The organism is Shimwellia blattae DSM 4481 = NBRC 105725, assembly GCF_000262305.1.
In the GTDB taxonomy this organism is placed as follows: Bacteria; Pseudomonadota; Gammaproteobacteria; order Enterobacterales; family Enterobacteriaceae; genus Shimwellia; species Shimwellia blattae.
Window position 1 is genome coordinate 2,559,877 of record NC_017910.1, and the last position, 20,194, is coordinate 2,580,070.

15 protein-coding genes are annotated in these 20,194 nt (G+C 58.4%); 1 reads left to right on the forward strand and 14 read right to left on the reverse strand.

The window, feature by feature from the left end; translation table 11 throughout:
- Positions 1–312: 312 nt before the first annotated feature.
- Genes mukB through cmoM form a run of 4 tightly spaced genes read right to left on the reverse strand, consistent with a single transcriptional unit; the run spans position 313 to position 7,557 of the window.
- Positions 313–4,764, reverse strand: coding sequence for a chromosome partition protein MukB (gene mukB / locus EBL_RS12065; RefSeq protein ID WP_002439570.1), 4,452 nt, complete (start codon positions 4,762–4,764; stop codon positions 313–315).
- Complete coding sequence (gene mukE, locus EBL_RS12070; protein WP_042340506.1) at positions 4,761–5,471, reverse strand: chromosome partition protein MukE; 711 nt, start codon at positions 5,469–5,471, stop codon at positions 4,761–4,763. The genes mukB and mukE overlap by 4 nt, the downstream gene beginning before the upstream one ends.
- Positions 5,452–6,774: a chromosome partition protein MukF gene (mukF, locus tag EBL_RS12075; RefSeq protein WP_002439567.1), complete on the reverse strand. Its 1,323-nt coding sequence runs from the start codon at positions 6,772–6,774 to the stop codon at positions 5,452–5,454. Before mukF ends, mukE begins: the two co-directional genes overlap by 20 nt.
- Before the next feature lie 3 nt (positions 6,775–6,777).
- Positions 6,778–7,557: a tRNA uridine 5-oxyacetic acid(34) methyltransferase CmoM gene (gene cmoM, locus EBL_RS12080; protein ID WP_002439566.1), complete on the reverse strand. Its 780-nt coding sequence runs from the start codon at positions 7,555–7,557 to the stop codon at positions 6,778–6,780.
- 132 nt (positions 7,558–7,689) lie between these two features.
- Between cmoM and elyC the strand changes: the two genes are divergently transcribed.
- Positions 7,690–8,469, forward strand: a complete 780-nt coding sequence (gene elyC, locus EBL_RS12085; RefSeq protein WP_002439564.1) for an envelope biogenesis factor ElyC — start codon at positions 7,690–7,692, stop codon at positions 8,467–8,469.
- Here the strand turns inward: elyC and EBL_RS12090 are convergent.
- The 10 genes from EBL_RS12090 to aroA all read right to left on the reverse strand — a co-directional run bounded on the left by EBL_RS12090 (position 8,449) and on the right by aroA (position 20,147).
- A complete protein-coding gene (locus EBL_RS12090; protein ID WP_002439563.1) occupies positions 8,449–9,342 on the reverse strand; it encodes a YcbJ family phosphotransferase in 894 nt (297 codons plus the stop codon). The genes elyC and EBL_RS12090 overlap by 21 nt on opposite strands.
- A 183-nt stretch (positions 9,343–9,525) precedes the next feature.
- The gene (gene kdsB, locus EBL_RS12095) at positions 9,526–10,272 is read right to left on the reverse strand and encodes a 3-deoxy-manno-octulosonate cytidylyltransferase (RefSeq protein WP_002439561.1); all 747 of its coding nucleotides are present in this window, start codon (positions 10,270–10,272) and stop codon (positions 9,526–9,528) included.
- The gene (locus EBL_RS12100) at positions 10,269–10,451 is read right to left on the reverse strand and encodes a Trm112 family protein (RefSeq protein WP_002439559.1); all 183 of its coding nucleotides are present in this window, start codon (positions 10,449–10,451) and stop codon (positions 10,269–10,271) included. Before EBL_RS12100 ends, kdsB begins: the two co-directional genes overlap by 4 nt.
- Before the next feature lie 107 nt (positions 10,452–10,558).
- A complete protein-coding gene (lpxK, locus tag EBL_RS12105; RefSeq protein ID WP_002439558.1) occupies positions 10,559–11,536 on the reverse strand; it encodes a tetraacyldisaccharide 4'-kinase in 978 nt (325 codons plus the stop codon).
- Positions 11,533–13,281 (reverse strand): lipid A ABC transporter ATP-binding protein/permease MsbA, encoded by a 1,749-nt coding sequence (msbA, locus tag EBL_RS12110; RefSeq protein ID WP_002439556.1) that lies wholly within the window; start codon positions 13,279–13,281, stop codon positions 11,533–11,535. The genes lpxK and msbA overlap by 4 nt, the downstream gene beginning before the upstream one ends.
- A 38-nt stretch (positions 13,282–13,319) precedes the next feature.
- On the reverse strand, positions 13,320–15,581 hold the full coding sequence (locus tag EBL_RS12115; RefSeq protein WP_002439554.1) for a DNA internalization-related competence protein ComEC/Rec2: 2,262 nt from the start codon (positions 15,579–15,581) through the stop codon (positions 13,320–13,322).
- Positions 15,582–15,787: 206 nt separating this feature from the next.
- On the reverse strand, positions 15,788–16,072 hold the full coding sequence (ihfB, locus tag EBL_RS12120) for an integration host factor subunit beta (protein ID WP_002439553.1): 285 nt from the start codon (positions 16,070–16,072) through the stop codon (positions 15,788–15,790).
- Between the two features lie 90 nt (positions 16,073–16,162).
- Positions 16,163–17,833, reverse strand: a complete 1,671-nt coding sequence (rpsA, locus tag EBL_RS12125; protein WP_002439551.1) for a 30S ribosomal protein S1 — start codon at positions 17,831–17,833, stop codon at positions 16,163–16,165.
- Positions 17,834–17,998: 165 nt separating this feature from the next.
- Positions 17,999–18,685 carry a (d)CMP kinase gene (gene cmk, locus EBL_RS12130; protein ID WP_002439550.1) on the reverse strand — a complete coding sequence of 229 codons (687 nt, stop codon included), beginning with the start codon at positions 18,683–18,685 and terminating at the stop codon, positions 17,999–18,001.
- Between the two features lie 175 nt (positions 18,686–18,860).
- Positions 18,861–20,147, reverse strand: a complete 1,287-nt coding sequence (gene aroA, locus EBL_RS12135; RefSeq protein ID WP_002439548.1) for a 3-phosphoshikimate 1-carboxyvinyltransferase — start codon at positions 20,145–20,147, stop codon at positions 18,861–18,863.
- Positions 20,148–20,194: the final 47 nt, after the last annotated feature.

A 20,194-nucleotide genomic window follows, 5' to 3' on the forward strand; every position in this document is an offset into this window, starting at 1 on the left:
AACTTCAGGCTCATCGGCCTGGGCTGTGAACAACGGAGCTAACCCCAGTGCAATACACCAGCTCAGCGCGGAAATCCTGCGGCTGTTCAGTTTCATATGCAACCTCCATTGCCCCTTGTTCAAAACAACTTTCTCACAATAATTTGCTGCTTAATTAACATTATAGGTTGTGTAATTCACCCTGTTACTATAAAGAAAATCCGCATGAGCCTATTCTGAAAAATGGTCATTATGGGATCTATTTTTTAAATAAGTCATACAAAAAAACCCACGGCGTCTCCGCCATGGGTTTTTTACGGCTCAACGTATGCGTTATGAGGCGTCCGCCGCGTCCTCAGGCTCCTGTGCTTCAGCCTCCGGCGCAAAGCCCCGCAGCCCGACCACATGCACATGCTCGTGGTTCTGGTAAACCTTACGCACCAGTTTGTAGGTGGTGCCTTTTTCCGGGCTGATATTTTCCGGCGCCGCGATAATCAGCTGCATCTCAAGGCGTTCGCACAGCTCAAACAGCGTGTTGATCGAGCGGGCATCCAGACGGGCCGCCTCATCAAGGAACAGCAGGCGGCACGGCGAAATATCTTTCCCGCGCAGGCGGCGGGACTCTTCTTCCCAGCTCTGTACCACCATCACCAGAATCGACATCCCGGTACCGATAGCCTCACCGGTCGACAGGGCGCCACTTTCCGCCCGCAGCCAGCCGTCTGTCCCGCGGTTGACCTCCACTTCCATCTCCAGATAGTTGCGGTAGTCCAGCAGCTCTTCACCGATGGTCTGCGGCGTGCGCTGGCCCATATCGATCTGCGGGTTCAGGCGCTGATACAACTTCGCCAGTGCTTCCGAGAAGGTCAGCCGGTTGCTGTTAAACAGATCCTGGTGCTGTTCATGCTCTTCAGACAGTACATCAAGCAGTGTGGCGTGGGCCTCACGCACATTGACGTTCAGGCGCACACTGTTTACCTGGCCGAAGGAGACACTCTGCAGCCCCTGGTTAAGCACCCGGATACGGTTCTGCTCACGCTGAATGGTTTTACGAATAATATTCGCCACACTGCGGGAGCTGATGGCCAGTTTCTTCTCACGGGCGGTCAGCTCTTCGGTGAGGCGGTTCAGTTCTATCTCCATCTGTTCGATGGCTTCAACCGGATCATCGGTACGGATAATATCCTGGCGAATACGCTCGCGCAGGTGCTGATACACCGCCACGAAGAACTGGATTTTACGCTCCGGGCGTTTCGGATCTTCAGACACCCGCAGTACATCGCGCAGGTGTTCGTTATCCGCCACCGCAAGGCGCAGTGCCCCCAGGGCTTTATCCGACATGGAGCGCAGATCGTCACCGGACAGATAGGCCAGCTCGCGGCGGTTCAGACGGCGCTCTACGCCATTGTCTTTCACCATACGCATCACCGCACACCAGCCCGCTTTCGCCACCACGACGTGCTCGCGGGTGTCATGGTAATCACGCTCCAGGCGGCGCAGCTGGCGGGTCAGGTTGTCCATTTCCGCCTCACAGATGGCCAGTTGCTTCTCCAGCTGATTACGGCGGTTACGGTTACCGGTAAGCCGGTTGTGGAGATCGTCGCGGCGTATTCTCGCCCGCTCTTCTGACTGGCTGTCCACCTGAATGCCGATGGCTTTCATCTCGGTATACAGTTCGGCCAGCAGCTCTTTTTTGGTGTCGTGGGAGCTTCTCAGGGAGGCGAGCACCTGATTGTACTGGTTCAGCTGGGTAGCATGTGTCCGCAGCGCCTCGCGGGAGCGGCTGCGCTCGGTTTCTGCCTGCTCCAGGCGCTGGCGCAGTTTTTCATTAAGATCGCTGTTGCCGTCCAGCATGGCGGCTGCGTCCGTATAGCTGAAGTGGGCGCGACGCTGCACTACCTCGGTCAGCGAGAAGGCTTTCTGGCGCACTTCGCGCTGCTGGACCTGGGCATATTCATAATCCGCTTTCAGCTGTTCGAACTGCTGCGGGTCGTTTTGCAGATAAGTGGCGATGGGCTCCAGTTTTGCCAGCTGATTACCGAATTGCTGAATAAACTGCGCCGCTTCCTGGGCCTCTTCCAGCCGCTCGCGCACCTCTTCGCAGCGGTCCGGGAGCGTATCGTCCAGCAGCAGGTTAACCCGCGGCAGCAGACGGTTGAGCATCGCCACCCCTTCTTTCGCCTGCTCAAAGCGGGTTTTCTGCTGCAGGTTGTCGCTTTCATGGCTGGCGAGCGCACGCTCCAGCTCGCCACGGCGGCCGCTCAGCGTGCGGATTTCCGCTTCCGGATCCGCCTCAAACGCCACCGCCAGGTGCTGGCCGATAAACCGGCTGAATGCCTGGTGCAGGCGCTGGGTTTTCTGCACGTCAAACGACAGTGTCGCGAAACGCTCGGAGAGGGTTTCACGCTCCGCGTGCAGGTTTTCAATCCGGTTTTCCCGGGCGGCACGGCCAAACAGCGGGACTTCCGGGAAGCGGGAATAACGCCACTGCCGATCGGCGATTTTCACCACCACGGCTTTTTCCAGCTCGTCTACGCTGAATACGCTGTCATCAAAGGACTGGGGATCCCCTTCAATCAGATACAAATCTTCCGGGCACTCTTCCAGACCCGCCAGCTGCTCGCGCACCAGGTTCAGATCCGGCACCACAATAGCGTGGCGGGACGGGCCATACAGTGCGGAGAAGTACGGCGCATCTTCAAGGCTGACATCATCATAGATTTCAGATAACAGCACCCCGCCAAAACGCTCCGCCAGGGTATTGAGGCGCTGATCTTCTGCCCCTCCCGGCTGGCTCAGGCGCTCAATTTCTTCATCTACCGCCTGTTTACGGGCGCCGACCTCGTCACGCTCAACGGTCACTTCGCGCTCGCGCTCCAGCAGCTGCTGGAGGTAGCTGGTCACATCGTGGCCGCAGGTAAACTGTTCCCCGGTCTGCTCTGCCAGCTGGTTCAGGCTGCTTTGGGCCGCCAGCCAGACAGGTGCCCGCTGGGTCAGGGTTTTCAGGGTTGCCAGCACCTGCTCCTGCTCCTGGCGCAGGTTCATGCGCTGCTCACCGGCCTGGGCCACAGACTCAGACAGGCTTTCAATGCGCTCTTCCAGCTCCTGCTGGTAGGTTTCCAGATCCAGCGGATCGAACGATTTGCCCTGGCGCTTGCAGAATTCGCTCAGCAGTTGCTCCGCGTCCTGCTGTTCGCGCAGGCGCTGCTCCAGCTCGCTCAGGCGCGAGCGCAGGGCGGCTACCTGCTGCGCAACGTGGCGCTGCTCTGCCGCATCACGCAGCAGCTCCCGGGCCACCTGCCAGGCATCGCCCCGGCTGACCGGGCCGTTAATCGCCTCGACCAGTTGCCAGGCCTGCTCAAACTGGCTGTGTGCCGCCTGCATCATGCCCATCTTCTGTTCGAGATCGAGCATTTTGCCGGTGGTTTCTTGTTCTTTCGCCTGGAAGGTTTCCAGCCACTCTTCGGCGTTGTCCGGGGTGAGATCCGGCAGGTGGCACAGTTCGCGGGCGCGCTCAAGGGCCTGTAACGCCTGCTGATACTGGATAGCGCGGGTCTGCTGAACATCCAGCGCCTGCTGGTAGTCCGCCAGCTGATTTTTCAGCTCGTCCACTTCCAGCTCAGCGGCTTCAGCCCGGGCTTCGTTCTCTTCCTGCTGTTCGGCCGCTTCGGCCACCACTTCGTTTTGCTCTTCAAGGCGGATCTGCAACTCTTCCAGATCTGCCTCATAGCGCTCAATTTTTTCCTGCTGGCGCAGTGCGGTCTGCACCAGGTTCAGGTGGTCGCTGGCGGCCTGATAGTCGGCCTCCAGATCCCCTTCCGCCCCGCTGTGCTCTGCCAGCTCCCGCGCCATGTCCACATGTTTGTACTGCTCTGCGGATAACTGCTGGCGGTTGCTGAACAGGTTACGCCGGTACTCCAGCGCTTTATCAAGATGGATACGCCGCTCATTGGCGTGGCGCATATAGTCCGCCGCCACGTAGTTGGTGGCTTCGGTGATCAGGTGTTTAAACAGATCCCGGTCAGACTGTGTTACCCGGATGGCCTCAAGGGTCAGGCGGTTTTCGCGCAGGGCCGCTTCCATATCCTGGAACGCTTTGCGCACCCCGCCGTTTTCCGGCAGCAGGTAGTCGCGTAGCGAGCGGGTAATCGCGCTGGAGATCCCGCCGTACAGGGAGGCTTCAATCAGGCGGTAGTATTTGCTGCGATCGGCCGCAGAGCGCAGACGGCGCGCCACGATCCCCAGATCGAACATCAGCGAGTGGTACTCGGTTATCGAGTTAAACGGCTTAAACTGTACGCCGTCCATCCCCTCGACTTTGTCTTTCAGCTCCTGAAGGGTCAGGACACGGGCCTGGCGCTCATTCAGGGTTTCGGTCAGAAGCTGGGTAGGCTGTATCGCCACCGGCAGGCCCTGGATAGCGAACGGTTTGATGTCCACTTTCCGATCGCGCCCGGCCACCTGCTGCAAACGCACCCCCACCACCACACGCTGGTGGCGCGAGTTGATCACATCCAGCACGGAGTAACACACCCCGGCTTTCAGCTTGCCGTGCAGGCCCTTATCCCGGGAGCCGGACGTGGCCCCGGCTTCGGTGGTGTTACGAAAGTGCAGCAGGGTCAGATCCGGGATCAGCGCCGTTACAAAGGCCGCCATGGTGGTGGATTTCCCCGCCCCGTTACCGCCGGAAAGCGTGGTGACCAGTTCATCCAGATCAAAGGTACGGGCAAAAAAGCCGTTCCAGTTAACCAGGGTCAGTGAGCGAAATTTTCCGCGTTCAATCATTCTTCTTCATCCTCCGCTTTGTCCTGAAGGTGCCCGTCAGCCTCGTCATGCAGTTGCAGGTGGTTTTCCACCGGCATGGCTTCACCATCGCGGATCATGCGCAGTTGCGCCTCCCGCGGATCGTCCCCGCTGCGGACATCGGCACCAAAGCGGAACACAGACTCGGTAATACGAAATTTGCTACTGTCGTGGCCCATAAACCACACCATTCCCAGACGGCGCAGGCGGTTTAATGAGGCACGGACCTTTTCCTGCAGCTTCTGGCGATCCAGATCGGACCCGGTAGAACGGTTATTCACCAGCCGCAGCAGTTTGGTTTCATCAGCCAGGGTGGTGAGCTCGTCATAGAGCTCCTGCTGGGTGAAGATACCTTCGTTCGCCAGCCGCTCGGGGCTGAGATACAGATAACAGAGGATTTTGCCCACCATCATATCCAGCTCAGACAGTACCGAGCGCGGGATAAGCGTTGTGGAACGGGGGCGCAGGTAGAAGAACCCCTCCGGCGCCCGCACCAGCTCCACGTTATAGCGGTGGTAGAACTCTTCCAGCTGTTCCTGGAAGTCCATCAAAAAAGCATGATTATCAAGCTCATCCAGGCCAATATGACGGCCAGCGCGCAGCTGGCTGTCCAGCGCAGGAAATAAAGGATTCGCCAACGCTTGTGCCAGCTTAACTGGCATCACTTGTTCAATATTTGTCAATGACATGCGCCTGTACCCTGGCTCCGTAATCATTAATCGGCTGCCATTTCGCGGGCAGTCCGGAAAAATCTGCTTCAGCCACACCCAGGCGCACGGCCTGGTCGACCACAATTCGCGCCACATCGAAATGATGGGCCCGGGGGTATTGCGCCAGATAAGCGCGCATTACCGATCCGAGATCCAGTGGCTTCTGTTGCTCTTTATAAACCTGGAGCGATGACTCAATGATCCCCGCCAGCTGCTCGCGGATCTCGTTAAATTCTTCATATTCCAGGTCTGCCGGGAGTTCGCCGGTAACTTCGTCATCGCGCAGCGTCATCTCTTCGTCGCGCATATCCAGCAAGCGGTCGGCGCTGGCGTAAGTCAGTGCCCAGGGGGCGTCAAAATAGCCCTGAATCGACTGGCGCAGACGCTGGGCGAATACCCGGTTTTTGTCCATATCAATGGCGGTACGAATAAATTTATGCACATGGCGATCGTAACCAATCCACAGATCAATGGCCTGCTGGCCCCAGCTGATAATGCGGTCCAGTTTGTTCTGCAAATCAAACACCAGCCGCTCTACGGTATCCAGCCCGGTCATACCGAGGATGGCGTCCTGAATGCGTAACAGATTGGCCTGCAGTTTATCCCCGGCCGCTTCCAGGGTGTCCTGCAGTTCGCGCAGGGTGCCGGAGGTTTCCGTCAGCAGCATTTCGCAGCTGGTTATCGCCGCCCGCCAGTCTTTATTCAGCAACCCGGCAATATCCTCTTTGACCGCCTGCTGCTGCTCATCCATGATGCGCTGGGTCATATCAATGCTGTCGAAAATCTCCGCCACGGAGTATTTCAGCGGGGCAAACACGTTGCGGTGCCAGTGGAACTCGTCGCCCCCTTCATCGGCGGCGTCGGCGGCCCGTTTAAGTTCACCGGCCACAATCGACAGCTGCATCGACAGGCGCAGGGTTGAGAATTCGCGCTGGCGAATATAGTAATCCGTAATGCCTATCCCCAGCGGGGTCAGGCGGTATATGGCATTACCTTCGGTGATTTCACTGGTAAAGCGGTTGAGCAAACGCTGGCGCACCATATCGTTGATGGCGTTATTTGCGCGCACGTTCACGGTCTCATTCGTTTGCTCAAAGGCTTCGCTGACGTGGCGAAAGGCATCGGTCAGTTCGCCTTCGCTCATTTCGCCGTCCAGACGTTCGCCATTCAGTGTGGCTATCGCCAGCAAAAACGCCAGCCGGTCTGTGGGCAGCGCCAGCGAAAAATCATTTTTCCTGGCCCAGCTAACCAGCTCTGGCACCGTCTGGGAAAAATTACTCATAGTTTATCCTTGGTTCTCCGGCTTGATGGCGGTGACATGTATATAACGCCCGAGGCTTATCCATGGCTCCTGACGGCAGTAGCGGGTTTCCAGCGCCAGCAGTTCGTTAAAACGCTCCTGCTGCTGGTGTTTTTCCCGCAGGTAGTCATGAAATACCCGTACCCCGGTCTTACCGGTTATCTGCCAGCCAATTTGTGTCAGCCACTGGTAAACCTGCCGGGGATCCAGCGGGTGATCCGGGGAGAGCGTGCGCTTTTTACGCTTCGGCATTCCCTGTTCAACATAGGCAAAATTACCGGCCACCATGTTGTGCATCAACAAGCCATTGGCATTGTAGAACATCAGCGACAGGGCGCCACCAGGGGCCAGGCACTGCCAGAGATGCTCCAGTACCGACAGGGGATCAGCCACCCACTCCAGTACCGCGTGAAACAATATCAGATCCACCGGGCTTTCCAAATGCTGCCCGATGTCCTGGGCCGCACTGTGTACAAAATGCATGTTGTCGCTCACACCTTTTTCCCGGGCCGACTGCTGCGCACGCGACAGCATCTCCCGGGAAAGGTCACACAGGGTCACATGGTGGTGGAGCCCGGCAACCCGGCAGGCGGTTTGTCCTTCACCGCCACCGGCATCCAGTACCCGCAGCGGGCGCTGCGGCAGTGAGGCAAATAAGCGATCCAGATCCTGCCACAGGATCGCCTGGCGCAACTTGCCTTTGGTTGTGCCATAAATATTGCGCGCGAACTTCTCGGCAATATCGTCAAAATTGCGATCCTGCATGCTACAACTCCGGAACTCAGGTAGCCGACTGGCAAAAGCGCTATTTTGTCACATGCGCAAGGATAATGAACCCTCAGGGTGTAAGATCCCCGATTATTCCCGACCGTATGGTTAAAAAAGGAACCATAACTGATGCTTTTTACCCTGAAAAAAGTTATCGGCGGATTATTGCTGCCGCTGCCTTTTCTGTTGCTGGTTATCGGGCTGGCGATTGTGCTGCTCTGGTTTACCCGCTGGCAAAAAACCGGAAAAATATTATTAACAGGCGGCTGGGTGGCGCTGCTGCTGTTAAGCCTTCAGCCGGTGGCGGATAAACTGCTGCGGCCACTGGAAAATACCTACCCCACCTGGCAACCGACCCAAAAGCATGTCTCCTGGATTGTGGTACTGGGCGGGGGATACACCTGGAACCCCCGCTGGGCACCGGGCTCGAATCTGGTTGGTAACAGCCTGGCGCGGGTAACGGAAGGGGTGAGACTGTGGCGGGAAAACCCCGGCTCAGTGCTGGTTTTTACCGGTGCCGCCGCCCGGACTAACCCGGTCAGCAGTGCGGAGGTCAGCGCCCGGGTCGCGGTCAGCCTCGGTGTGCCGCGGGATAAAATACTCACCCTCGACACCCCAAGGGATACCGGCCAGGAGGCGGCCGCCGTGGCGAACGCCATCGGCCAGGCGCCGTTTTTACTGGTGACCTCTGCCTCACACCTGCCGCGGGCGCTGATCTTCTTTCGCCACGCGGGGCTCAACCCTACCCCGGCACCGGCCAACCAGCTGGCTATCGACTCCCCCCTGAACCCCTGGGAGAGGGCGCTGCCCTCCCCCCTGTGGCTGGGCCACAGTGAGCGGGTGATTTATGAATCGCTCGGGCGTATGTGGCAGTGGCTGAACGGCGTGTCAGCCGAGCCAGGGCAGTAATTCACGGGCGGCCCGGTCAAAGGCCGGGCGGTCAAAGCGCCCGTGCTGCACCAGTTGCGCAACTTCCCGCCACATCACATACAGCCAGCGGCGGGATAAAAAAGACTCCGCCACGGGCGCCCGCTGCTGATAGTGCCAGAACAGTTCGCTGGCGGGGCCGTCTTCATACAGGCCGAACAGTTCAAACTCCCGCGGGGCCCAGAGCACCGGCCCCGGGTTGACCATGGCCACCAGCTGATCACTGCGGACATCTTTGAGCATACTGCGCAAATTGAAATTACCGTGTACCAGTACGCAGTTGTCGCTGAAATCGGCAAACAGCCGGGGGAGGTATTCCCGGCTGCGGAATAACACGCTTTTATCTTCCATGGTCAGGCCGGTGTTGCGAAACTGGTTCAGGGTCGTCCACAGGGTTTCAACCCGCTGGCGATACCAGTAAGGCCATAAATTGTCCTGGGTGCTGTCCACCATGCCGACACAGCCGCCGCTGTCAATGCGGTGCCAGGCCAGCAGCCCTTCCACAATCTGATCTTTAAGCTGCTCCCAGCGTGCCGGGGTGCGGGTGGGCGCCTCAACAGAGACGCCCCGCAAACGCTCCATCAGCAGGACATCGGGCCCGGGGGTGTTTTCATGGGTGATAACCCCGTAAATCGCCGGGATACGCAGGGTGCCCGAGCGCGCCAGCGCCGACATTTTGCTTGCCATCCGGGCGGCCTCCCCCCGGGTGACAAAACTTTTTGCCAGCAGGGGCAGTGCATTTCCGTTGCTGTCATACAGCGACCACAGTGTCGAGTCGGTTTTTTCACTCACACACTCCATGCGGCTCAGGCGCTCGCCCAGTAAATGGCTCAGTTCATTGCGCAGTTGTTCCATACTCTCCACCCTCGTGAACTCGCTACTGGCCATCATGCGCATACATTGCACAACTGTCACCCGGTCAGATCAATTTCCCGGCAATTAGTCACCGCGCAGCGGTTGTCAGCGGCATTTCTGAGGCCATAAAAAAACCGCCCTGAAGCGCAATGCCACAGGGCGGTTTTTTATCCCCACAGGGGGTCAGGCCATCGCCTCGCGAACCCGGGCCAGATCCTCTGGCGTATCAACGCCAACGGCAGGCACGGCCTGGGCCACATCCACGTGGATTTTTTCGCCATACCACAGCACGCGCAGCTGTTCGAGCATTTCTATCTGCTCCAGCGGGCCCGGCGCCCAGGTCACGTAGCGGCGGATAAACCCTGCCCGGTAGCCGTAGATACCAATATGGCGCAGTAAGCTGTCGCCTATGGTATCGCGGGACTGGGCAAAACGGTCCCGATCCCAGGGAATGGTTGCCCGGGAGAAATAGAGCGCAAAGCCCCGGGCGTCGCGCACCACTTTTACCGCATTGGGGTTAAAGGCCTCGTGTGCATCGGTAACCGGCACCGCAAGGGTCGCCATGCCCGCATCCACCCGGGCCAGATTATCGGCCACCTGGCGGATAATTACCGGCGGGATCATCGGCTCGTCGCCCTGCACGTTCACGATCAGGGTATCGTCGCTGAACTGGTATTTATCCACCACCTCTGCCAGCCGCTCAGTGCCGGACTGGTGATCCGCACGCGTCATGCAGACTTCGCCCCCGGCGGCTTCAACCGCCCGGGCCACATCCGGATGGTCCGTGGCAACAATCACCCGCCCGGCGCCAGATTCACGGGCGCGCTCCAGCACGTGGACTATCATCGGTTTACCGTTGATATCTTTCAGGGGCTTACCCGGCAGCCGGGTAGAGGCGTAGCGGGCAGGAATGATAACGACAAAACTCATGGATTGATCTCTTCAGCAGTCAGTGGACGCGCTTCATGCTCCAGTAAGACCGGGATCCCGTCCCGGATCGGATATGCCAGCCCGTCCGGCTTGCAAATCAGTTCCTGTTTCTCCTGGTTAAAGTACAGTTTCCCGTTGCATACCGGGCAGGCGATGATTTCTAACAAACGATGATCCATGACTCCTCCTGACGGATCGAATAATACCGATGAGAATATCACGGTATCAGCGGAATTTCTCACTGCGGCTGACAGACCGGCAAAGGATAAGGCCCCGTTCCGGGTGCTCAGTGCACCAGCCCCTGGAGTGTCGCCAGCAGTTTTTCGGCATCGGCGGCGGGGAACCTGGCATCAACCGGCAGATACCACCAGTTATCCCGGGCAAACGCCCGGCATTTTACCGCGTCTTTTTCGGTCATCAGCAGGCTCTGGCCCGGGGCACAGAGCCCGGCGAGCATCTCTGCAGACGGGGCATAATGGTCCGAAAGCGGGATGGTTTTTTCTGTCGCGACCCCAAGCTGCTCCAGGGTGGCAAAAAACCGCGGCGGATGCCCGATCCCGGCCATTGCCACTACGTGGTGCAGTTGCGCGGCGGCACAGCGTGCGCCGGTTTTCAGGTTTACCGCCTGCCCCGGCGCCAGTGTCATGGCTATCTCCCCCGGCTGCGGGTGGCCGCCGTTGACAATAACCGCATCCACAGATTTCAGGCGCCCGGCCCGCTCACGCATCGGGCCTGCCGGTAACCACCAGCCATTGCCGAAGCGGCGCACGCCGTCCACCACAACGATTTCTTTATCCCGGGCCAGGGCGTAGTGCTGCAGGCCGTCATCAGTAATGATGATTTGCGGATGGGCCCCGCTCACCAGTGCCTGAACCGCCCGGGCACGCTGCGGGGCAACCGCCACCGGCGCACCGGTACGCTGGTAGATAAGCACCGGCTCATCCCCGGCTTCGGCGGTTGTTGTGGAGGCAGACAGCACCAGCGGATAGGAGGCCGCCTTACCGCCATACCCCCGGGATACCACGCCTACCCGGATCCCTCTGGCCATCAGTTGTTCCACCAGCCAGATAACCACCGGGGTTTTACCGTTGCCCCCGGCGGTCAGGTTCCCGACCACCACCACCGGGACCGGTGCGCGCCAGCTGCGGCGCAACCCCAGCCGGTAGCTGAGCCTGATAAGCGTACTGATCAGGCCATACAGCAGGGAGAGTGGCCACAATACCCGCCACAGCGGGGATTTCCCGGACCAGATCCGCTCAATCATTGGCCAAACTGCATCCGGTGCAGCTGGGCATAGACACCGCGCTGCTCCAGCAGGGCTGCGTGAGTGCCGCGCTCAACGATGGTGCCATCTTCCACCACCACGATCTCATCGGCCTTCTCAATCGTAGAGAGGCGGTGAGCAATCACCAGTGAGGTGCGGTTTTTCTGCAGCTCATCAAGGGCTGCCTGGATAGCCCGTTCCGATTCGGTATCCAGTGCGGAGGTGGCTTCATCCAGGATCAGCACCGGACTGTCGCGCAGCAGGGCCCGGGCGATGGCGATACGCTGGCGCTGGCCGCCGGAAAGCAGCACGCCGTTTTCACCAATGACCGTATCCAGGCCGTTATCCATTTTGTTGATAAAGTCCGTGGCGTAGGCCATCTTCGCGGCCTGCTCTATCTGCGCACGGTCGTACTCTTCGGTGCGTGCGTAGGCGATATTGTTGGCGATAGTGTCGTTAAACAGGTGCACATTCTGGGAAACCAGCGCCACCTGGTTACGCAGTGAACGCAGGGTATATTCCCGGAGATCGTGGCCGTCCAGCAGCACTTCACCGGAGTCCACATCATAAAAACGGGTGATCAGACTGGCGAGCGTGGATTTACCGGAGCCAGAGCGGCCGACCAGCGCCACCGTCTTACCGGCGGGGATCGTCAGGTTAATATTACGCAGCGCCGGTACATCGCGCCCCGGGTAGGTGAAGGTCACATTGCGAAATTCAATATCCCCTTTCGCGCGCTCCACAACCCGCTCACCTTCGTCTTTTTCCTGCTCCATATCCAGAATGGAGAACAGCGTCTGGCAGGCGGCCATACCGCGCTGGAACTGGGCGTTAACGTTGGTCAGCGATTTCAGCGGGCGCATCAGGGCAATCATGGACGAAAACACCACGGTTATCGTACCGGCCGTCAGGCTGTTCATAACGCTCGGGAAGCTGGCAGCATACAGGACAAACGCCAGCGCCAGAGAGGCAATCAGCTGAATAATGGGATCAGAAATCGACGACGCGGAGACCATTTTCATCCCCTGGTGGCGCATCCGGTTGCTGACTTTATTAAAGCGATCTTCTTCCACTTCCTGGCCGCCAAAAATCAGCACTTCTTTATGGCCTTTCAGCATCTGTTCGGCGCTGGCTGTTACCTGCCCCATGGTGTTCTGCATATTTTTACTGATGCTGCGAAAACGCTTAGAGACAATCCGGATAGCAACCGAGACCACCGGCGCCAGTACAATCAGGATCACCGACAGCTGCCAGCTGTAGTAGAACATCATAATAAACAGGCCGATAATCGACGCCCCTTCACGCACCACGGTTATCAGCGCGCTGGAAGAGGAAGACGCAACCTGTTCAGAGTCATAGGTAATGCGCGAAAGCAGGGTTCCGGTGGACTGCTTATCAAAAAAGGAAACCGGCATCCCCATCATGTGGTTAAACAGGCGGCGGCGGATAGTCATCACCACTTTGCCGGACACCCAGGAGATACAGTAGCTTGATATGTAGCTTGTTACGCCGCGCAGCAGCATTAAGCCAATTACGACCAGCGGCATCCACATCAGCACAGAGCGGTCAGTTTTACCGAAACCATCATCCAGCAACGGTTTAAGCAGCGACAGCATGTAGGTATCGCTTGCTGCGTTGAGGATTAACGCCACGGCAGCGACAATCAGCCCCATCTTGAAAGGGGAAATTACCGGCCAGAGCCGTCGGAAGGTCTGCCACGTGGAGAGATCTTTATCGTTATGCATTCAGTCTAACCAACATCTCAATGAAATAGCCGCACATTCTACCCGCTATCGCCGGGTACGCCAAACCACTGATGATACCAGCGGGGGGAAATTTGCATGCGGGCGCTCAAAATTTTCATCTGATCGCCAAACATTTGTACAGAAATCTGGCCGGATTTGCCGGTGTCGTACCAGCGAATACCCAGATCCCGGTAACGGCGGACCACCGCCGCCGCCGGAAAACGCCACGGGTTATAGCGCGCCACCGAGGCCAGCGCCACCCCGGGGTTCACCTGGCGTAGTAACCGGGGGGTAGATGATGTCCGGCTGCCGTGGTGTGGCACCTGGAGGAGATCAGCACGCAGGCTCCCCCTGTGCGATTTCAGCATAGCCAGTTCTGCGGGCCTTTCAATGTCCCCGGTCAGCAGCACACTGCGGACCCCGTCGCTGATATGGACCACGCAGGAGTGGTTATTCTCCGCCCCGGGCTGGCTGCGCGGTGGCCAGAGCACGCGTAACTGCAGCCCCTGCCACTGCCAGCGCTCCCCCATAAAACAGGGGCGGTGGCCCGGGGTGAGCATGGCGCTGTAGACCGGCAGCGCGGGCCAGGCCTGCTGAATACTCCCCAGCCCGCCAGCATGGTCCAGATGCCCGTGGCTGATAATCACCCCCTCCGGGTGGAGCCCCCGCCAGCGCAGCCAGGGAATAATCGTCTGCCGGGCGCTGTCGCCGCCGGGCCAGCGGTTCCCGGTATCATACAGCAGTGCCCGGCGGTTCTTTTCCACCACCATGGCCAGGCCATTGCCCACATCCAGCATATGTACTGCCCAGTGTGCCCCCGGGGGCGCCGGATGCCAGTAAGCATAAGTGCACGCCAGTAGCGCGACCGGCAGCACAGACAGCGAGCTGCGGTACAGGCGCAGGCGCCAGATAACCATCAGCACCAGTGGCAGCAGGGACAGCCCCACCGCCCGCTGGTCTGCCTCCAGCCAGCCCGGGGGTAAGGCGGCCAGAAAGCCCAGCACACCGTGCAGCACCTGATCGGCCAGCCACCAGAGCCCCCGGGTTGCCCCGGGCACCGCACTCAGCAGCATCCCCAGCAACAGTAGCGGGACAACCAGCAAACTGACCAGCGGCACCGCCACCATATTGGCGACAAATGCGCTGAGGCTGACACCGTGGAATATGACCACCTGGAGGGGCAGCAGCAAAGCGGTGATCCCCAACTGTAAATGGGCAAGCCCCGCCAGATAGCGGAGCTTCCCGCCCCCCCGGGGTGGCGGCATCCAGCGATACCAGAGAATCAGCGCCCCGCAGGCCCCGGCAGACAGCCGGAAACTGTCTGACAGCACCGTCAGCGGATCGACCAGCAACACACCGGCAATACAGCACAGCCAGACCATTTCAGCAGACCAGCGCCGCCCGCCCAGGCGCAGCGCCCCCCAGATAATCAGCGCCAGTAGCGCCCGCTGGGCGGGTGGGTTCGCCCCGGAAAGCCAGGTGTAAAGCGCCGCACCGGCCACCCCGGCCAGTAACGGCAAGCCGGTGCCGATCCGGGCGGCAGGCAGTAACCACTGAAGCAGGCGTACCAGCCCCCAGAACACCCCGGCAGACTGGGCAATATGCAGGCCGGAGATAGCCATCAGATGCGCGGTTCCCGTTTCGCGAAACCGCTGGCGGACATCCGCCGGCAGTGCCTGGCGCTCACCAAATGCCAGTGCCTGTATCACCGGCCAGTGGCGCAGCGTGCCTGCCTGCTCAGCAAGGTAGCCAGTAAACCGGCTGCGCCAGCCACAGCGGAGGGATAATGGCTGCGCGCGTAAGACTCTCCCGTTAACGACCTGATGGTGCGCCACCGCGTAACGCTGGCTGTCAAAACCGGGGATATTCAGTAGCCCGTGGCCGGGGCGCAGCCGCAGCCACAGGGACCAGCGCTGGCCCGGGCAGAGCGTATGTGGCGTTTTCAGCCCGCGCACGACAATATTTACCCCCGGAAAGAGACGCTTATCCCCGTAGCGATGAAGGGTTACCAGATAGCGCCCGGTGCCGGAGGGGCGGAGTATTGTCCCCTCCCCCTGAATCACCCCGGTAGTTAACGCCGTGGTGGGCCACAATACCCGCTGCGCCGCCAGCCCGCTCCAGCAGCTTATCAGCAGCGCCAGGCCCGCGTAGCGCACAGCCCGCACCGGTATACACAACAGCAGGCACGCCAGCCCGGTTCCCCCGGCTATCACCGCCAGGCCGGGGATATTGTGTATCCAGCACAGTGGCAGTACCCCGGCAATAACACAGCAACAGCAGGTTCGTAGTGATAGCAGCACTGGCGCCTCCTTTTTGCCCAGTCTCCCTTTCCGGGGGCGATACGTCCTGCGCTGCTTTCTGCTTCTTCGCGGTATGCTCTGAGAAATATACGCCAGTGAACCCGGGTTGCAGCCCCGGTGGGGCACGCTACGCAAACCGCTAAACCGCAGGCAAAAAAAAAACGACATCCGCAGATGTCGTTTTTTCGTCTGGCTACGCCCGGGGCTTAGCCATAAATATTGGCGCGATCGCGCAACTCTTTGCCGGGTTTAAAGTGCGGAACGTATTTACCTTCCAGCTCGACTTTGTCACCGGTTTTTGGGTTACGCCCGACGCGTGGCGCACGGTAATGCAAAGAGAAACTGCCGAAACCCCGGATTTCAATACGCTCACCCTCTGCCAGGGTTGAGGCCATATGCTCCAGCATCTCTTTAACGGCATCTTCCACCGCTTTAGCGGGCAGATGAGATTGCTGGCCTGCAAGTCTTTCAATCAATTCTGACTTGGTCATGATTCCTCCGGTTTCCTTGTCAGGAAAATTATCTTACAGCTCTCGATCGAACAAGGGCGGCCGCAGCCGCCCTTAAACGCAAGGTCGAAATTATTCGCCTTTAGCTGCTTTGAACGCTTCAGCCATTGCGTTGGAGAAGTTACCGTCTTCCTGTTTGTTAACAGAAGCGATGGCATCTTTCTCTTCAGCTTCGTCTTTAGCACGAACAGACAGGCTTACTACGCGGTTTTTACGGTCAACGCCAGTAAATTTAGCTTCAACTTCGTCGCCAACACTCAGAACCAGAGTAGCATCTTCTACACGGTCGCGTGAAGCTTCAGAAGCGCGCAGGTAACCTTCTACGCCGTCAGCTAATTCAACTGTAGCACCTTTCGCATCAACTGCGGTTACTTTACCAGTAACGATAGCGCCTTTCTTGTTCAGAGCAACGTAGTTGTTGAACGGATCTTCTGCCAGCTGTTTAACGCCCAGGGAGATACGCTCACGCTCTGCGTCAACCTGCAGAACAACAGCTGCGATTTCGTCGCCTTTTTTGTATTCACGTACTGCTTCTTCGCCTGCAACGTTCCAGGAGATGTCAGACAGGTGAACCAGGCCGTCGATGCCGCCGTCCAGGCCGATGAAGATACCGAAGTCAGTGATAGACTTGATTTTACCTTCAACGCGATCGCCTTTGTTGTGGGTCTCAGCGAACTGCTGCCACGGGTTGGCTTTGCACTGTTTCAGGCCCAGGGAGATACGACGACGTTCTTCGTCGATATCCAGAACCATAACTTCCACTACGTCGCCAACGTTAACAACTTTGGACGGGTGGATGTTTTTGTTGGTCCAGTCCATTTCGGACACGTGAACCAGACCTTCAACGCCTTCTTCGATTTCAACGAAGCAGCCGTAGTCAGTCAGGTTGGTAACGCGACCGGTCAGTTTAGTACCTTCCGGATAACGTTTAGCGATAGCTACCCACGGATCTTCGCCCAGCTGTTTCAGGCCCAGGGATACACGGGTACGTTCGCGGTCGAATTTCAGCACTTTAACAGTGATTTCGTCGCCAACGTTTACGATTTCGCTCGGATGCTTAACGCGTTTCCAGGCCATATCGGTGATGTGCAGCAGGCCGTCTACGCCGCCCAGATCCACGAATGCACCGTAGTCAGTGAGGTTCTTAACGATACCTTTAACTTCCATGCCTTCCTGCAGGTTTTCCAGCAGCTGATCGCGTTCTGCACTGTTTTCAGACTCGATAACAGCACGACGGGAAACAACAACGTTGTTACGCTTCTGGTCGAGTTTGATTACTTTGAATTCAAGCTCTTTGCCTTCCAGGTGCAGAGTATCGCGAACCGGACGCACGTCTACCAGGGAGCCCGGCAGGAACGCACGAATACCGTTCAGCTCAACAGTGAAGCCGCCCTTGACTTTGCCGTTGATAACACCAGTAACGGTGGCAGCTTCTTCGTAAGCCTTCTCCAGCATCAGCCACGCTTCGTGACGTTTAGCTTTCTCACGAGACAGCAGGGTTTCACCGAAACCGTCTTCTACTGCATCCAGAGCAACGTCAACTTCGTCACCAACCTGGATTTCAAGTTCGCCCTGGGCGTTTTTGAACTGCTCAGCCGGAATGGCAGACTCAGATTTCAGGCCGGCGTCAACCAGCACTACGTCTTTGTCGATAGCAACAACAACACCACGAACGATTGAACCCGGGCGGGTTTCGATTTCTTTCAGGGACTCTTCAAAGAGTTGAGCAAAAGATTCAGTCATGTTTAGTATTAGGGTCTTTAAATTTAACGTCCACCTGGCTCCATGCCGGATGGGGTTGTTTAAATGCCTGCCAACAATCCATTGCGACAGGTACTACTAAAACTATAACCGGAATTGCTCAGGAAGCACGCTCCCCGGGCAATTCCGGACAAATTCAGCCGCGCGTTATTGCGCAGTCGCCAGTTTCTGGCGGGCGTATTCTAACGCTCTTTCAATTACTTGCTCAATAGATAATCGCGTAGAGTCAAGCACTAAAGCATCTTCTGCCGGGACTAAAGGCGCCACCGCACGGTTACGATCGCGCTCGTCACGCTCTTTTATCTCGGCCAAAAGGCGCTCAAAGTTAACACTAAAACCCTTCTCCTGCAACTGCAGCATGCGGCGCTGGGCCCGCTCTTCTGAAGAGGCATCAAGAAAAATTTTCACGGGGGCGTCGGGGAATACCACCGTGCCCATGTCGCGGCCATCGGCAATCAGGCCCGGGGTTTCACGAAACGCCCGCTGACGGCGCAGCAGCGCTTCACGTACCCGGGGGAAAGCCGCCACTTTTGATGCGGTATTCGCCACATCCTGGGTGCGGATTTCACCGCTGACATCTTCACCCTCAAGGACAACTTCCAGTTTCCCGTTGCTGGAAATAAACCGCACATCCAGGTGGGCGGCCAGGGGAACCAGGGCCTCTTCGCTGTCCACATCAACCCGGTGATGCAGTGCGGCCAGTGCCAGTACCCGGTATATGGCCCCGGAGTCCAGTAAATGCCATTGGAGCGCCTCTGCCATCGCCTTGCATAAGGTGCCTTTCCCTGCGCCGCTGGGGCCGTCAATGGTGATTACCGGAGCATGTGCTGCCATCTTTCTCTCCTTTTTTGAGAATGCAGGTGAACCATTTCGGCGCGCATTATACGCCGCAACCTCCGGGACTGTTACCTCTGGGTGGCAATATCATTGCGAAAACGATCATTATAGGAGAAAACCACCCGGCCTTGCGGATACGTGTCTGGCCCTGCCGGAACAGGGCCAGTGGTTATCAGGCTAAGGTGCTGATCCCGGCCAGACGTGCAAAATAATCAGGGAAGGTTTTGGCGGTGCATTTCGGATCAAGGATGGTCACGGGGGTGTCAGAGAGCGCCACCAGCGAGAAGCACATCGCCATACGGTGATCATTATAGGTGCCAATTTCAGCAAAGGTCAGGTGCGCCGGTGGCGTAATAGTGATGAAATCGTCACCTTCAATCACCTCGGCCCCCACTTTGCGCAGCTCTGTTGCCATGGCCGCCAGGCGGTCGGTCTCTTTGACCCGCCAGTTATAAATATTGCGCAGCGTGGTGGTGCCGCGGGCAAACAGCGCGGTAGTGGCGATGGTCATGGCCGCATCCGGGATATGGTTCATGTCCATATCGATGGCGTTCAGCTCACCGCGCGTGCAGGCAATAAAATCATCCCCCCACTGGATGGTGGCGCCCATTTTTTCCAGCACATCCGCAAAGCGGATATCCCCCTGCACACTGTTACGGCCAATGCCGGTAACGGTAACGGTTCCGCCTTTAATGGCGGCGGCGGCGAGGAAATAGGAGGCCGACGACGCATCCCCCTCCACCAGGTAGTGGCCCGGGGAGTGGTACTGCTGCTGGCCGCGTACCACAAAGCGCTGGTATTGCTGGTTTTCCACCTGCACACCGAAGGTGCGCATCAGATTCAGGGTGATATCAATATAGGGTTTTGAGACCAGCTCACCTTTGATATCAATGATCGTCTCTTCCCGGGCCAGGGGGGCTGCCATCAGCAGTGCGGTCAGGAACTGGCTCGATACGCTGCCGTCCACACTGACCTGGCCGCCGGTAAATCCACCGCGCAGGCGCAGCGGCGGGTAGTTTTCCTGCTCCAGATAGTCAATCTGCGCCCCGCCCTGGCGTAAGGCATCCACCAGGTGGCCGATGGGCCGCTCTTTCATCCGCGGCTCGCCGGTCAGCACGATATCGTTGTTGCCCAGGCACAGTGCGGCTGCCAGCGGGCGCATGGCGGTGCCCGCATTGCCTAAAAACAGCTCCAGCGCGCCGCTGGCCTGTAAGGGACCACCGTTGCCGGTTACGTCACAGCGGGTGCGATCGTCTGAGAGGGTATAAGATACGCCCAGTAATTTCAGGGCATTGAGCATATGGCGGACGTCGTCGCTGTCCAGCAGATTGGTAAGCGTGGTGGTGCCATGTGCCAGCGCCGCCAGTAACAGCGCGCGATTCGATACGCTTTTTGAACCCGGAAGGTTAATGGTGCCATTGACCAGCGCAACGGGCTGGAGGGTCAGGGATTCCTGCATAGAGGGAAAAGTCTCACGTAAAAAATGGAAGCCCCGCAGCGAGCACT

What these genes read in the sequence shown, in the direction of transcription:
- mukB (WP_002439570.1), bottom strand. Translation starts at nt 4,764, where the DNA reads ATGATTGAACGCGGAAAATTTCGCTCACTGACCCTGGTTAACTGGAAC.
- mukE (WP_042340506.1), bottom strand. Translation starts at nt 5,471, where the DNA reads ATGTCATTGACAAATATTGAACAAGTGATGCCAGTTAAGCTGGCACAA.
- mukF (WP_002439567.1), bottom strand. Translation starts at nt 6,774, where the DNA reads ATGAGTAATTTTTCCCAGACGGTGCCAGAGCTGGTTAGCTGGGCCAGG.
- cmoM (WP_002439566.1), bottom strand. Translation starts at nt 7,557, where the DNA reads ATGCAGGATCGCAATTTTGACGATATTGCCGAGAAGTTCGCGCGCAAT.
- elyC (WP_002439564.1), top strand. Translation starts at nt 7,690, where the DNA reads ATGCTTTTTACCCTGAAAAAAGTTATCGGCGGATTATTGCTGCCGCTG.
- EBL_RS12090 (WP_002439563.1), bottom strand. Translation starts at nt 9,342, where the DNA reads ATGGAACAACTGCGCAATGAACTGAGCCATTTACTGGGCGAGCGCCTG.
- kdsB (WP_002439561.1), bottom strand. Translation starts at nt 10,272, where the DNA reads ATGAGTTTTGTCGTTATCATTCCTGCCCGCTACGCCTCTACCCGGCTG.
- EBL_RS12100 (WP_002439559.1), bottom strand. Translation starts at nt 10,451, where the DNA reads ATGGATCATCGTTTGTTAGAAATCATCGCCTGCCCGGTATGCAACGGG.
- lpxK (WP_002439558.1), bottom strand. Translation starts at nt 11,536, where the DNA reads ATGATTGAGCGGATCTGGTCCGGGAAATCCCCGCTGTGGCGGGTATTG.
- msbA (WP_002439556.1), bottom strand. Translation starts at nt 13,281, where the DNA reads ATGCATAACGATAAAGATCTCTCCACGTGGCAGACCTTCCGACGGCTC.
- ihfB (WP_002439553.1), bottom strand. Translation starts at nt 16,072, where the DNA reads ATGACCAAGTCAGAATTGATTGAAAGACTTGCAGGCCAGCAATCTCAT.
- rpsA (WP_002439551.1), bottom strand. Translation starts at nt 17,833, where the DNA reads ATGACTGAATCTTTTGCTCAACTCTTTGAAGAGTCCCTGAAAGAAATC.
- cmk (WP_002439550.1), bottom strand. Translation starts at nt 18,685, where the DNA reads ATGGCAGCACATGCTCCGGTAATCACCATTGACGGCCCCAGCGGCGCA.
- aroA (WP_002439548.1), bottom strand. Translation starts at nt 20,147, where the DNA reads ATGCAGGAATCCCTGACCCTCCAGCCCGTTGCGCTGGTCAATGGCACC.